Origin of the sequence: Cryobacterium sp. LW097 (assembly GCF_002205495.2) — a bacterium.
GTDB lineage: Bacteria > Actinomycetota > Actinomycetes > Actinomycetales > Microbacteriaceae > Cryobacterium > Cryobacterium zongtaii.
The window spans coordinates 2,979,799-2,994,230 of the sequence record NZ_CP021992.1 but is presented as its reverse complement, the minus strand read 5'-3'; the positions used below and the strand labels follow the sequence as shown (position 1 = coordinate 2,994,230).

Below are 14,432 nucleotides of genomic sequence, written 5' to 3'. Positions count from 1 at the left end.
CGATGGCGATGGGAGTTTGCAGATGACGCACGATAACTCGGTTACCAGGTCCACGAAGCTCGGACCTGAGGAACGCGCGGCGGCGATCGAACGCCTCAAATCCAAGGAACTCGACATTCTCGTGGTCGGCGGCGGCATCGTCGGCACCGGCAGCGCGCTGGATGCCGTCACCCGCGGGCTGAGCGTGGGCATGCTCGAGGCCAGAGACTGGGCGTCGGGTACCTCCAGCCGCTCGTCGAAGCTCGTGCACGGCGGCATCCGCTACCTGGAACAGCTCGACTTTCGGCTGGTGCGGGAGGCCCTCACCGAACGCGGTCTGCTGCTCAAGCGCATCGCCCCGCACCTGGTCAAGCCGGTGCGCTTTCTCTACCCGCTGCAGAAGCGGGTCGTCGAACGCGGCTATGTGGGCGCCGGGATGCTGCTCTACGACGTGCTCTCCTATATCGGCGGTCGGCCCGGCGTGCCGCACCACCGGCACCTCAGCCGCAGCCAGGTGGCGAAGCTGGTGCCCAGCCTCAGCCACGACGCCCTCGTCGGCGGCATCACCTACTACGACGCTCAGGTCGACGACGCACTCTACGTGGCGTCGCTGGCGCGCACGGCATCGGCCTACGGCGCCCACGTGGCCAGCCGGGTGCGGGTGGAGGGTTTCCTCAAGGTGGGCGAACGGGTCGTCGGCGTGCAGGCGCACGACCTGCAGACAGGGGAGCGCTTCGAGGTGCGGGCCAAGCAGGTCGTCAACGCCACCGGCGTCTGGACCGACGACACCCAGCGGATGGTCGGCGAACGCGGCACCTTCAAGGTGCGCGCGTCCAAGGGCATCCACCTCGTCGTGCCGCGGGACAGGTTCCAGTCGTCGATGGGCCTGCTGCTGCGCACCGAGAAGAGCGTGCTCTTCGTGATCCCGTGGGGCCGGCACTGGCTGATCGGCACCACCGACACCGACTGGCACCTGGACAAGGCGCATCCGGCCGCCACGGCCGCGGACATCGACTACCTGCTCGAACACGTCAACGCCGTGCTGCAGGTGCCGCTGACCCGGGAAGACGTGGAGGGTGTCTACGCCGGCCTCCGCCCGCTGCTGGCGGGGGAGTCCGAGCAGACCTCCAAGCTCTCCCGCGAGCACCTCGTCGGGCACTCGGTGCCCGGCCTGGTAGTGATCGCCGGCGGCAAGTGGACCACCTACAGGGTGATGGCCAAGGACGCGATCGACGCCGCGGTGGATGCCCTCGACGGGCTGGTTCCGCCGTCCACGACCAAGGAGATCCCGTTGCTCGGCGCCGAGGGCTACCGGGCGGCGTGGAACAAGCGCGGCAAGATCGCCCATGCGTTCAACCTGCACACCGTGCGCATCGAGCACCTGCTCAACCGCTACGGCACCCTCACCGACGAGTTGCTCGACCTGATCAAGGAAAAGCCGGAGCTGGCCGACCCGTTGCCCGGCGCCGACGACTACATCCAGGCCGAGGTTGTGTACGCCGCGACCCACATGGGCGCGCTGCACCTCGAGGACGTGCTTGCCCGACGCACCCGCATCTCCATCGAGGCCTGGGACCGCGGGGTGTCCGCGGCACCCGTCGCGGCCCGGCTGTTGGCCGAGGTGCTCGGCTGGGACACCGAGCGTGAGGAGCGGGAGGTGTCGATCTACCTCAAGCGGGTCGCCGCCGAACGGGCCTCGCAGACCCAGCCCGACGACGAATCCGCCGACCGGGTGCGGTTGGAGGCGCCGGACATCGTGACGAGCTGAGCCCGCGGGGTCACTGCGCCTCCTGTCGGCGACCGCGCCCGCTATAGCGGGCGCGGTCGCCCGTACGAGGTGCAGTGAGCGGCGCGGGTCGCAGCGGGTGAGGTCGCGCTCTCAGCGAGCCCGGGGGATGCCGTTGCGGGTGAGGAGATCTCCCAGAGCAGGGAGGGATGTGGCAACCGACCAGTCCCACCGGAACACGCCCAACCCCAGTGCGCGCAGTCGGTCTTCCCGTATCTTTTCCGCCATGACGATATCGGCAGTGGAGCGTCCGCCGGTGAACTCGTCGCGCAGGTACTTACCGTGCCCATCGAATTCGCCGACCCTGCCGACGGAGCGCCAGAAGAAGTCGGTGAACCCGATCAGGCCCGCGTGATCCCAGTGTGGCACCTGTAACTCGGGCAGGAGAAAACCCAGCAAGAAGATTCCGGCCCGGCTGATCGATTCTCCGGCCGACCCGGAGAGCGGCGAGGCGAACTCCAGGACCCGCCCAGCGGCCGCGCGACCGGTAACCCGCCCGAGCTGGTCGAACGCGCGGTCGAGGTCTGCTCGGGTCGCCAGGGCGTGACCGTCGCGTGATTGGTGGATGGCTTTGTCCACGACCGCCACCGCCTGGCCGAACCTGAGCACCCTGGCGAGTGCCACCGCGGTCGCCGCGACCGAGGTCACCCGAAGCCCCTCGTGCTCCACGACGTCGAGGCTGTGCTCCTGCGGATGACGGATCACGCCGCGCCGGGACCGTCCGCCCGCCGCCGTCGTGGTGGCAAGGTGAATATCCGCCGGCCAGGCACCAACAATCGGCAATCCCCATAGCGCCGCCGCCGAGACGTGCGAGTACACAGCCGGTGCCTCCGCCGTGGCGGCATGTGCGTGGATCCGACGGAGGTAACGCGCATCCGCGCCCAGGGCATCCCACTCGGCAGCGCGTGTGTACACCCCGCGGCGGAGGCGGATGACGGTGTGACGTTCGTATTCTCGGCGGAGCTCGTGGTGGAGGCCGACTCGCGCCGCGTCGCTCGCCAGGATGAGCCCGCTGTGGCCGGACAACGCGGCGAGGACGTCCAGGCTTCCTGATGATGTGGTGGTCATGCCCCGAGGCTGGCGCATCGTCGGGCCCGGCGGCGGCGGCGGGACGTATCTGTGCACTTCCTCGGCCCGTCCCCAGGCTGTGGATCGCAGACCGACCGCCCAACCCGCCCGCCCGACCCGCCCGTCACTGCACCTCGTGTGGCCGATCGCGCCCGCTATAGCGGGCGCCGTCACCCGTAGGAGGCGCACCGAACCCGTCCCGGGGCAATCACGGGGCGGGGCGAGCCGAGCGGATGCGCCGGTGCCGCGGCCCGCCCGACCGGCGAACACGCTCCGGTAGAATGACTAGACCGCCCTCAAGCCTTCAGGAGTCGCACCATGGTTGACGTTCGACGGGTCAAGCTCCCCGGTGTGGGTGTACTGCACACCTTCATCACCGACGACGGCGGCAAGGTCGGTGTCATCGCGCACCGCTCCGGTCACAGCGATCTGATCACCTTCGCCGACGACGAGGGTGGCCCCGACGCCAGCAAGGTGTCGCTGCGCCTGAGCGAGGACGAGGCGCACACCCTCGCCGAACTGCTCGGCGGCACCCAGATCACCGAGTCGCTCACCGCGCTCGACCAGATCCCCGGGCTCAGCATCGACTGGTTCACCGTGGACTACGAAGACCACATCGCCGGCCAGCCGCTGGGCAACCCCGCCGAGCGCGGCATCGCCGGGCTCACGGTGGTGGCCGTGGTGCGCGGCGAATCCGCCAACCCCGCGCCCGCGCCCGACTTCAAGGTCTTCCCCGGCGACACCCTGGTCGTGGCCGGCTCTCCCGAGAAGGTGGCGAAGGCCTTCGCCTTCTTCCGCACCGGTGCGATCACGTCCAAGCCCGTCGACGCGCCGCCAGGAGGGTAGCCGATGCACCTCGGTGAAGATCTCCTCACCCTGGGCATCCTGCTCGTGGTGGCCTACGTGCTCGGCCGGTTGGGCAAACTGATCGGCCTGCCGTCGATCCCGATCTACATGATCGTGGGCCTGCTGGCCAGCCCGTACACCGGATGGTTCCCGCTGGACTTCAATTCGGCCGACATCGAACTGATCGCGGTCTTCGGGCTCATCCTGCTCCTGTTCAGCCTGGGGCTCGAGTTCGACCAGGAGGCCTTCTTCGGCGACGCCGGAAAACTGCTGATCTCCGGCGGCTCCTGGATCCTGATCAACATGGGCGCCGGGTTCGCGTTCGGCCTGATGACAGGCTGGGGCGCCAGGGAAGCCCTGGTCATCGCGGGCATGACCGGCACCTCGTCCAGTGCGATCATCACCAAACTGCTCATCGAACTGCGCCGGCTGGCCAACAAGGAAACCCCGATGATCCTCGGGGTGACCGTCGTCGGTGACATCTTCATCGCCGTGTACCTGGCCATCGTGTCCGTGGTGCTCAGCGGCAAGACCGAGATCTGGCCGATCGTGCTGCAACTGGGCATCGCGTTCCTGTTCCTCGTGGTGATGTTCTCCGTCGCCCGGTGGGGCGGCCGGGTCGTGTCCAGACTGATGCGCACCAAGGACGACGAACTCTTCACCATCCTGTTCTTCGGCCTGGCCGTGCTCTTCGCCGGCATCGGCGAGATCATCGGCGTCACCGACGCCATCGGCGCATTCCTTATTGGCGTGGTCCTGGGCGCGAGCACCTACCGGGGCCGCATCGAACGGGTGGCGGTGCCGCTGCGCGACGTCTTCGGGGCGTTCTTCTTCCTCAACTTCGGCCTGGCGCTGAACGTGGCCGAATTCGGCTCGGTCATCGTCCTGGTGGGAATCGCTATCGTGATGACCTTCGCGCTCAGCCTGGCCTCGGGCGCGCTGTTGGCCCGGATGCACCAGATGGGGCTGCGCGAAGGACTGAACACCGCCGCGATCTTCGTCAACCGCGGCGAGTTCACCCTGATCCTGGCAACCCTGTCGGTCAGCGCCGGCCTTGACCCGCGGCTGCAGCCCTTCGCGGGCCTTTACGTGCTGACCATGGCCATCCTCGGCCCCCTGTTCACCGCCAACTCGGAGAAGATCGGCGCTGCCCTCAGCCGGCGCTCCCGAGCGGCGCATCCGCCCACCCGCACCCCGGAGCGAGACGCCATGCGCGCCGAAGAGATCGCTCTGGTTGAGGCGGTCACCCATGACCAGAAATCCGGCGACCCGATGGTGGACTTCATCTCCGACACGTACCCGACCCCGAAGAAAAAAACCGACCAGGCCGGCCAGGACGACCAGACGGGTGATTACTCATGATGCGCATGATGGTGCGTCCCCGGTGGATCGCCGCGCTGCTGCTGGCGTTGGCCATCGCCGGCGCCTTCGCTGCCCTCGGCCAGTGGCAGCTGGCCCGCGCCATCTCGTCCGGCGAGGTCATCGAGCGCACCACCGAGACCGTGCAACCACTCAAAGACACGGTGTCACCGGATGGGCCGCCCGCGAAGGTCGCGGAGGGCCAGATGATCGAGACGATCGGCTCGTTCGTGGCCGGTGACGAGCAGATCATCAGCGGCCGACACAACGGCGGCGAATCCGGTTTCTGGGTAGTCAGCCACTTCGTCACCGATGAGGGTGCCAGCATCGCGGTGGCCCGCGGCTGGACCGCAGACGCCGACCAGGCGGCCGCGGTCCGCGAACGGCTCGCCACACAGATGTCGATCCTGTCCCTCCAGCCGCTCACCGGCCGGTTCCTCTCGTCCGAGGCGCCCGCGCTGCCCGACGAAGACGCCGACCCGCACACGATGACCACGGTGTCCACCGCGGCGCTGATCAACCTCTGGGCCAACTGGTCCGACCAGTCCGTCTACCAGGGCTACATCGTCGGCACCGTCGCCCCCGACGGTCTGACGGTCATCGACTCCCCGGAGCCCGAAGTCGAGGTTCCGTTGAACTGGCTGAACATCTTCTACGCCCTCGAGTGGGTCGTCTTCGCCGGCTTCGCCGTGTTCCTCTGGTACCGCCTGGTGCGGGATGCCTGGGAGCGCGAAACCGAGGAGGCCGAGGTCGCCGCTGCCGCTGCGGCCGAGGACGCCGCCGGTACGCCGGACGAGGCAGCCGGCCCGGCCGCTGGCACCGACCGGTCGCACGCCAACGCCCCGTAGAATTAGCCCATGCCACTTGAACCCAAGCCCGCCGACCTGCCCAGAATCCCCGGTGCGCTTCGGCTGTACCAGGTCTCGTCGATCATCACCGGTGTTCTGCTGCTACTGCTCTGCGCCGAGGTGATCGCCAAGTACCTCTTCGGCACCGAGCTTGAAGCCGGCGGCCCGAACGGTTTCCTGGCCCTGGTGCCGGATGGCACCGTGACGGCCGTCAATCTGAGCACCGGACTGCTGATGGTGCACGGCTGGTTCTACGTTCTGTATCTGTTCGCCGATTTCCGCATCTGGAGCATCATGCGCTGGCCTTTCCCCACCTTCCTACTCATCGCACTCGGAGGCATCATCCCATTCCTGTCCTTCTTCCTCGAGGCTAAGGTCGGCCAGCGGGTCAAGGCATATCTCGCCGCGCACCCCGTCGCCGTCGTCGAAAGCGGGGTCCGCGCATGAGCGCCGTGAACCCGATGGACGTCGTGGGCGCCGACGGCGCCGAGGGCGCTGAGGGCCTGGAGAACCTGATCGGAACCGAGGAAGGCGCCGCTTCCGTTGCCACCTCCGGCATCAGCCGCCCGGTGCTCGTGGTGGACTTCGGCGCGCAGTACGCGCAGTTGATCGCCCGGCGCGTGCGCGAGGCATCCGTGTACTCGGAGATCGTGGCGCACTCGATCACCGCCGCGGAGGTCGCCGAGAAGAACCCCATCGGCATCGTGCTCTCCGGCGGACCGTCCAGCGTCTACGCCGAGGGTGCCCCCACCTTCGACCCGGCGATCTTCGACCTCGGCATCCCGGTGCTGGGCATCTGCTACGGCTTCCAGGTGATGGCCACCGCCCTCGGCGGCGAGGTCTCGCACACCGGCCAGCGCGAATACGGTTCCACCCCGGTGGTCGTCTCCGACAGCACCAACGCGCTGCTCGCCGACCAGCCCGCCGAGCAGACCGTGTGGATGAGCCACGGCGACTCGGTGTCCAAGGCCCCCGACGGCTTCACGGTGCTCGCCTCCACGGTGTCGACCCCTGTGGCCGCGTTCGCCAATGACGAACGCCAACTCTACGGCGTGCAGTGGCACCCCGAGGTCAAGCACTCCGCGCACGGCCAGCACGTGCTGGAGAACTTCCTGCACCGCGCCGCCGGCATCCCCGCCGACTGGAACAGCGGCAACGTCATCGCGGAGCAGGTCGCGCTGATTCAGGCCCAGGTGGGCACGGGCAAGGTCATCTGCGGTCTCTCCGGCGGGGTCGACTCCGCCGTCGCCGCCGCCCTGGTGCACAAGGCCATCGGCGACCAGCTGGTTTGTGTGTTCGTGGACCACGGCCTGCTGCGCGAGGATGAGCGCCGCCAGGTCGAAGAAGACTACGTCAAGGCCACCGGCATCCGCCTGGTCACGGTGGATGTGCGCGAGCAGTTCATCAACGCGCTGGCCGGCGTCAGCGACCCGGAGACCAAGCGCAAGATCATCGGCCGCGAGTTCATCCGCACCTTCGAGCAGGCTCAGGCCGAGCTCATCAAGGAGGCCGCGGAGATCGACGGCGACCCGATCCGCTTCCTCGTGCAGGGCACCCTGTACCCCGACGTCGTCGAGTCCGGCGGCGGCAGCGGCACCGCCAACATCAAGAGTCACCACAACGTGGGCGGCCTGCCCGAGGACCTGCAGTTCGAGCTGGTCGAGCCGCTGCGCGCCCTGTTCAAGGACGAGGTGCGGGCCATTGGCGCCGAGCTGGGCCTCCCCGCCGAGATCGTGCAACGCCAGCCGTTCCCCGGACCCGGCCTGGGCATCCGCATCGTCGGCGAGGTGACCCAGGAGCGTCTGGACCTGCTGCGCCAGGCGGATGCGATCGTGCGCGCCGAACTGACCGCCGCGGGCCTTGACCGGGAGATCTGGCAGTGCCCCGTGGTGCTGCTGGCCGACGTGCGCTCGGTGGGCGTGCAGGGCGACGGCCGCACCTACGGTCACCCGATCGTGCTGCGCCCGGTGTCCTCCGAGGACGCCATGACGGCCGACTGGACCCGCCTGCCGTACGACCTGCTCGCGAAGATCTCCAACCGCATCACCAACGAGGTCGACGGGGTCAACCGCGTGGTTCTCGACGTCACGTCGAAGCCGCCGGGGACCATCGAATGGGAGTAGGCGTTCCGCCGCGCCCGTAGTTGTGCCGGAAGCACCGTCGCCTTGCGCGAGGGTGCTTCCGTCGTTAGGGGGCCACGGGCGCGGTATGCGGGTCAGGCGCCGCTCTGCGGGTGGCGCGCCACCCGCATAACGGCGCCTTGCCCGCTTAGCCCAAACTGAGCGCTGGCGCCTGCGAGACGACGAAAGGGCCGGCCCGAGGTGGGCCGGCCCTTTCGGGGTGTGCGGGGGAGCGCTACTCGCGGGCGATCATGAAGATGCGCAGCAGCTCGATGTAGAGCCAGACGACCGTGACCATGATGCCGAACGCGCCACTCCAGCCGTACTTGCGGGGAGCGCGGTTATTGACGCCCTTCTGGATGAAGTCGAAGTCGAGCACGAGGGAGTACGCCGCCATCAGCACGGCCAGCACCCCGATGAGCAGTCCCAGCTTGATCTCGAAACCGGCGATCGCGATGGTGCCGCTGCGCATGCCGAACGCACCGTCGACGGCGCCGAACATCATCATGCCGAAGTTGACCAGGGAGAAGACCGCGTAGCCGACCATCGCGATGAGGAACACCTTGGTGGCCCGCTTCGAGGCGCGGATCTTGCCGCTGGAGAACAGCGCCAGGGTGACACCGACGACCACGAGGGTGGCGATGACGGCCTGCACGACGACCCCGGGGGCGATCTGCTCGAAGATGCGGGAGATGCCACCGACGAACAGTCCCTCAAGCGCTGCGTAGGCGAGGATCAGGGGCGGCGACGGCTCTTTCTTGAAGGCGTTGACCAGGCCGAGCACGAGCCCGCCGATCCCACCGAGGATGACCAGGAACGGCATCACCGGGGTGAGCACCCACGCTGTCGCCGCGGCGGCCAGCAGGATCGCGAAGGCCAGGACGGTCTTCCCGATGGTGTCCTCGTAGGTCATCCGGTCGGTGTCCTGCGAACCGGCGGAGGGCGAGTTGTAGAGCGCCTGCAGGTCGTTGTCGGAGAGCACCTTGGACGTGGCAACGGCGCCGGGAGCGCCGAACGCGGCGTTTCTAAATGCGGGGTTGGAGGTAGCCATGGTTTCCTGCCTAACAATCAGCTGGTGAGGGGTGCGCGCCGGTGTCCGACGCGCGAGTCTGTGCCACAAATCTACCGGATCAACCCGTAGTTTGCTGAGAGTCTACTCAGCCTTGACCGGGTCGGGAACGGTGGCTGCGGCGGGCCCGGCGGCCATCTCGCGTTGACGCCAGAGCGCCAGCGCCCAGCCCAACCAGGCGCAGGCCACACTGGCCAGAGAACCGCTCAGCAGCCCAATCCAGTGCTGGCTGTACTCGTTCAGGGCGCCCTTGAGCACGAAGCTCAGGACGATCACCGGGATCAGGGCCAGATAGCTGCGCCCCGGCCGGTGCCGGGTGAACAGCCATCCGGCCAGCAACACCGCGAATGCTCCCGCGAAATCCGGGCCGGCGATGAGCACGAGCGCGGCCAGCAGGCACGGCAGGATCACGACCAGCCGGCGCCAAAGGGCACCGGGCAGGATCAGCCAGCCGAGCAGCTGCGCGCAGGGCCCGACCAGGACGAACCACAGGCTGTAGGTGCTGACCATGTTGGTCAGGGCCGCGCCGAGCAGGATCATCAGGAGGCCCACCGCATACCGCCATCGGGGGTCGCCCCAGCGCACGCGGGGTGTCGGGTCGATCCAGGTGGTCACAACACAAGATTCTGGCAGGCCGCGGCTAACCTTGGGACATGCCACCCCTCGTGATCGCTCACCGCGGTGCCAGCGGCTACCGCCCGGAGCACACCGAAGCCGCCTACAGGCTCGCGTTCGCCCTGGGCGCCGACGCCGTCGAGCCCGACATCGTCGCCACCAAGGACGGCGTGCTGGTGGTGCGGCACGAGAACGAGATCTCCGGCACGACGGATGTGGCCTCCCACCCCGAATTCGCCGGCCGCCGCACGGAGAAGGTGATCGACGGTGTCGCCATGACCGGCTGGTTCACCGAGGACTTCACCTGGGCGGAGCTGCGCACCCTGCGCGCCCGCGAGCGGCTGCCCGCCCTGCGCGGCCTGAGCGCCAGCTTCGACGGACTCTTCCCGCTCCTGCGGCTGCGCGACGTGTTCCGTCTGGTCGATCGGGTGGAGGCGCCGTTGGATCGGGAGCTCGGCGTTGTCGCCGAGATCAAGCACGCCAGCTACTTCGAGTCCATCGGGCTGCCGCTGGACGAACTGTTCGCCGCCGAGGTCAACGAAGCCGGCTGGAACACCGGGGAGGGCCGGCTCACCATCGAGAGCTTCGAACGCACGGTGCTGGCCCAGGTGCAGGCGCGCGGCGTCTTCGGCCGTCGGGTGTTCCTGCTCGAGGCCAGCGGAGCACCCGCCGATCTCGTTGCCAGGTTCGGCGACCGGGCCACCACCTACGCGGATTACCTCACCGACCTGGCGCTGTACCAGCTCGGCCACCAGCTCGACGGCATCAGCGTGCCCAAATCCCTCATCCTGCACACCGGCCCCGACGGCAACATCGACGGCGCCTCAGACCTGGTGGACGCCGCCCACGCCGCCGGCCTGGCGATCTACACCTGGACGCTGCGACCGGAGAACCGGTTCCTGGCCCCCAGCTTCAGGGTCGGCACCCGCAAGGCCGACTTCGGCAACTGGCAGGCCGAGTTCCGCACCATCATGGACACCGGCATCGACGGGGTCTTCGCCGACCAGCCCGACCTGGCGGTACACGTGCGCGACGGGCTGTCCGCCGGGCTGCCGCATCCGCTCTCACCCGCCTGACCCCTACCCGCCGCGGGGCGGATGTCGGCGGCTGCGCCTAGAATTGGCTGGCCATGACTTTGTCTCCAGACCTGCCCAACGCCCCCGCGACCAGGGCGTCCGCGACCCCGATCATCCTCGACGGACGAGCGGGCCCCGACGCCGGTTCCGAGCAGCAGAGCCCGCTCTTCGACGGCCTCAACCCGCAGCAGCTCGAGGCCGTCAAGTACCGCGGCCCGGCCCTGCTGATCGTCGCCGGCGCCGGCTCGGGCAAGACCAGCGTGCTCACCCGCCGGGTCGCCGGCCTGATCGAGACCCGCGAGGCGTGGCCCAGCCAGATCCTGGCGATCACGTTCACCAACAAGGCCGCCGCCGAGATGCGCGAACGAGTGAAGGCCCTGCTCGGTCAGGCATCCGACGGCATGTGGATCAGCACCTTCCACTCCTCGTGCGTGCGCATCCTGCGCCGCGAGGCCGAGAGCGCGGGACTGTCGGCGAACTTCAGCATCTACGACTCGGCCGACTCCAAGGTCACCATCAAACGCATCATCAAACAGCTCGACGCCGACACCCTCGGCTTCACACCCGGCAACGTGGCGTCCAAGATCTCCAAGCTCAAGAACGAGCTGGCGGATGTCGATTCCTACGCCCGCAACGCGAACATGAGCGACCCGCAGGAGGTCATGTTCGTCGAGATCTTCCGCCAGTACACGCGGCGGCTGCGCGCGGCCAGCGCCCTCGACTTCGACGACCTGATCGGCGAGACCGTGTTCCTGTTCCGGGCCTTCCCCAAGGTCGCGGCACTGTACCGGCGCCGGTTCCGGCACATCCTGGTCGACGAATACCAGGACACCAACCACGCCCAGTACGCGCTGGTGCGTGAGCTCACCCGCCCTGTCGACGCCGAACTGGCCGACGACATGGAGGATGCGGGCCTGCACGTCAAGAACCTGCAGGATGCCTCCGGCCAGATCCCCGGTGCGTCGCTGACCGTCGTCGGCGACTCCGACCAGTCCATCTACGCGTTCCGCGGCGCCTCCAGCCGCAACATCACCGAGTTCGAACGGGACTTCCCCGGCACCAAGGTGATCCTGCTCGAGCAGAACTACCGCTCCACCCAGAACATCCTCTCGGCCGCGAACGCCGTGATCGGCAACAACTTCGACCGCCGCGAGAAGCGGCTCTGGAGCGCCGGCGGCGACGGCGAGAAGATCGTGGGCTACACCGCGTACAACGGGCACGACGAGGCCCAATTCGTGGCCGACGAGATCGAGGTGCTGCACCGCGCTGGTATGGCCTACCGCGACATGGCGGTGTTCTACCGCACCAACGCGCAGACCCGTGCGCTGGAAGAAATCCTGGTACGCGCCGCGGTGCCGTACCGCGTCGTCGGCGGCACCAAGTTCTACGAACGCGCCGAGATAAAGGATGCGCTGGCCTACCTCGTCGCCGTCGCCAACCCGCTGGACGAACTGGCGCTCCGCCGCATCCTGAACACCCCCAAGCGCGGCATCGGCCCGGCCACCGAAACCCAGCTGGCCAGCTTCGCCGAGACCAACGGCATCTCCTTCCGCCAGGCCATGCGCGACTCCGGCGGGCTGGGCCTGGGGCCCAAGGTGACCGGCGCGATTCTGCAGCTGGCAACCCTGCTCGATTCGGCCGCCCTCATGATGGACCCGGAGAACCCGGCCGGAGCCGCCAACGTCAGCGACCTGCTCACCTTCCTGCTCGACGGCAGCGGTCTGCTCGCGGTGCTGCGCGCCAGCCGCGACGCGCAGGACGAGGTGCGGGCGGAGAACATCGAGGAGCTCGTCGCCCAGACCAAGGACTTCAACCGGGAGAACCCCGACGCCGGCCTGGTCGACTTCCTCACCCAGGTGTCCCTCGTCGCGGCCGCCGACGACCTCGACGACGCCTCCGGCACCGTGTCGCTGATGACGCTGCACACCGCCAAGGGCCTCGAATACGAGGCCGTGTTCCTCACCGGCGTCGAGGAGGGGCTGCTGCCGCACCAGATGTCGGCCGGTGAACCCGGCGGGCCCGCCGAGGAACGGCGTCTCTTCTACGTGGGCATCACCCGGGCCCGGCAGCGGCTCTACCTGTCGCTGGCGATGACCCGCGCCCAGTTCGGCGAGGTCAACGTGGCCATGCCCAGCCGCTACCTGCAGGAGATCCCGGCCACGCTGATCGACTGGAAACAGTCGCCCGGCATGGCCAATTCCCGCGGCGGCACCCAGCCCCGGGCGCTCAACGCGCGCCGCGACGGCGGCGGCTTCGGCAGCCGCAGCGGCACCCCGGGCCAGCTGCCGCCGGCACCCAAGCCGAAGACCGAGTGGGCCAACCGGGTCACCGCGCAGGTGCGCGACAACGGTGACCTCAGCCTGAACGCGGGAGACCGCATCCGTCACGTCGACTTCGGTGACGGCAAGGTCAACCAGGTCACCGGCGAAGGCACCAAACGCATCGCGCACGTGCAGTTCGACACCAGCGGGGCGAAGAAGCTCTTGATCAAGATCGCCCCGATCGAGAAGATCGAGTGACGGCGCCACACCACGACGATTCAGCGGATGCCCGCTCCCGGCCCGAGACACTGAGGCAGTGGGCGCGGTCCCTGCGCGCCCTCGACCTGGAGGTCGCCACCCGGGCGACGCTGGCTATGGTGATTCCGCTCATCGTGCTGGTGCTTGCCGGGCGCATCGACTGGGCCGTGTACGCCTCGTTCGGCGGCATGACGGCCCTGTTCGGACGCAGCGAACCGTACCGGCTGCGGGCCAGGTCGGTGAGCGTGGCGGCCGTGGGGATGGTCTGCAGCATCGGTTTCGGGTTGCTGTTGGCGGCGCTCGGGGCGCCGCTCGGCCTGCTGACGCTGGGCCTGATCGTGGTGTTGGTTCTCGGAGTGCTGCTGGTCAACACGATGGGACTGTTCCCCGGCACGCCGCTGTTCTTCGTGTTCGCCTACACGGTGTGCGCCCAGGTGCCCACCGAGCCCGACCAGGTGCTGACCCGGCTGCTCGTGGGCGTGGCCGGTGCCGCCTTCGCTTGGCTGGTGACGATGTCGGGTACTCTGCTGCGCAGGGCCGCGCCGGAGCGGTCGGCCCCGCTGTTCAAGCAGCTGCCGAGGCAGCCCCGCCTCAACCCGACCGCGTACCGTGACGGCCGGGTCTGGCTGTCGATCGGGCAGATGGTGGTGGGCAGCCTGGTCGCCGGCGGCCTGGCCATTCTCGTGGGCATCGGTCATCCGTACTGGGCGGTGGTGAGCGTGGTGGCAGTCTTGCCGCCGCCCGGCGCCAGGCACTCCACCTCCCGCGCGTTCCACCGTATTTTCGGCACCGCGCTCGGGGTCCTGGTGACGGGGTTGGTGCTGTTGCCGGGCCCGCCCGTCTGGGTGTTGATCCTGGTGATCGCGATCGGCCAGTTCGGCGCCGAGATCCTGGTGGGCAAACACTACGGTGCCGCGCTGCTGTTCATCACACCGCTGGCGCTGACGGTGTCGCACCTGGGCAGCCCGGTGCCGGTGTCGGAACTTCTGGTCGACAGGGTCGTGGAAACGGTTCTGGGCGGCGCCGTCGCCCTGGTGATCGTGGTCGCCACCCGCGCGGGCCTGGCCCGGCGCGCCGGCACCCCACTCTGACCCGTGCCGTGTGGGCCACCGACGCCTTGTCGCCGACCACCGACGACGGTACGGTG

General features: G+C 68.6%; 12 protein-coding genes. 9 read left to right on the top strand and 3 right to left on the bottom strand.

Annotation, left to right across the window (positions count from 1 at the left end):
• Positions 1-22: 22 nt before the first annotated feature.
• The gene (locus B7495_RS14035; RefSeq protein WP_088457131.1) at positions 23-1,747 is read left to right on the top strand and encodes a glycerol-3-phosphate dehydrogenase/oxidase; all 1,725 of its coding nucleotides are present in this window, start codon (positions 23-25) and stop codon (positions 1,745-1,747) included.
• 111 nt (positions 1,748-1,858) lie between these two features.
• Here the strand turns inward: B7495_RS14035 and B7495_RS14030 are convergent, their stop codons facing one another.
• Positions 1,859-2,833, bottom strand: a complete 975-nt coding sequence (locus B7495_RS14030) for a hypothetical protein (RefSeq protein ID WP_088457130.1) — start codon at positions 2,831-2,833, stop codon at positions 1,859-1,861.
• Between the two features lie 318 nt (positions 2,834-3,151).
• On the opposite strand from B7495_RS14030, the gene B7495_RS14025 reads away from it, so the two are divergent.
• The 5 genes from B7495_RS14025 to guaA all read left to right on the top strand — a co-directional run bounded on the left by B7495_RS14025 (position 3,152) and on the right by guaA (position 8,009).
• Positions 3,152-3,679, top strand: a complete 528-nt coding sequence (locus B7495_RS14025; RefSeq protein WP_088457129.1) for a cation:proton antiporter regulatory subunit — start codon at positions 3,152-3,154, stop codon at positions 3,677-3,679.
• A 3-nt stretch (positions 3,680-3,682) separates the two neighbouring features.
• Positions 3,683-5,041 (top strand): cation:proton antiporter, encoded by a 1,359-nt coding sequence (locus B7495_RS14020; RefSeq protein WP_088457128.1) that lies wholly within the window; start codon positions 3,683-3,685, stop codon positions 5,039-5,041.
• Positions 5,042-5,046: 5 nt separating this feature from the next.
• On the top strand, positions 5,047-5,886 hold the full coding sequence (locus B7495_RS14015; RefSeq protein ID WP_168195330.1) for an SURF1 family cytochrome oxidase biogenesis protein: 840 nt from the start codon (positions 5,047-5,049) through the stop codon (positions 5,884-5,886).
• Positions 5,887-5,895: 9 nt separating this feature from the next.
• The gene (locus B7495_RS14010; RefSeq protein ID WP_088457126.1) at positions 5,896-6,333 is read left to right on the top strand and encodes a DUF3817 domain-containing protein; all 438 of its coding nucleotides are present in this window, start codon (positions 5,896-5,898) and stop codon (positions 6,331-6,333) included.
• A 173-nt stretch (positions 6,334-6,506) separates the two neighbouring features.
• Positions 6,507-8,009: a glutamine-hydrolyzing GMP synthase gene (gene guaA, locus B7495_RS14005; protein ID WP_240632508.1), complete on the top strand. Its 1,503-nt coding sequence runs from the start codon at positions 6,507-6,509 to the stop codon at positions 8,007-8,009.
• A 232-nt stretch (positions 8,010-8,241) separates the two neighbouring features.
• On the opposite strand, the gene B7495_RS14000 is transcribed toward guaA, so the two are convergent.
• Both B7495_RS14000 and B7495_RS13995 read right to left on the bottom strand, forming a co-directional pair.
• On the bottom strand, positions 8,242-9,057 hold the full coding sequence (locus B7495_RS14000) for a Bax inhibitor-1/YccA family protein (protein ID WP_088457125.1): 816 nt from the start codon (positions 9,055-9,057) through the stop codon (positions 8,242-8,244).
• Between the two features lie 102 nt (positions 9,058-9,159).
• Positions 9,160-9,690: a hypothetical protein gene (locus tag B7495_RS13995; RefSeq protein WP_088457124.1), complete on the bottom strand. Its 531-nt coding sequence runs from the start codon at positions 9,688-9,690 to the stop codon at positions 9,160-9,162.
• A gap of 38 nt (positions 9,691-9,728) precedes the next feature.
• Here B7495_RS13995 and B7495_RS13990 point away from each other — a divergent pair, with 38 nt between their 5' ends.
• The 3 genes from B7495_RS13990 to B7495_RS13980 are packed head-to-tail and all read left to right on the top strand — an operon-like array spanning position 9,729 to position 14,376.
• A complete protein-coding gene (locus B7495_RS13990) occupies positions 9,729-10,766 on the top strand; it encodes a glycerophosphodiester phosphodiesterase family protein (protein ID WP_088457123.1) in 1,038 nt (345 codons plus the stop codon).
• 53 nt (positions 10,767-10,819) lie between these two features.
• Positions 10,820-13,285 (top strand): ATP-dependent helicase, encoded by a 2,466-nt coding sequence (locus tag B7495_RS13985; protein ID WP_088457122.1) that lies wholly within the window; start codon positions 10,820-10,822, stop codon positions 13,283-13,285.
• Positions 13,282-14,376 (top strand): FUSC family protein, encoded by a 1,095-nt coding sequence (locus B7495_RS13980; RefSeq protein WP_240632258.1) that lies wholly within the window; start codon positions 13,282-13,284, stop codon positions 14,374-14,376. The genes B7495_RS13985 and B7495_RS13980 overlap by 4 nt, the downstream gene beginning before the upstream one ends.
• Positions 14,377-14,432: the final 56 nt, after the last annotated feature.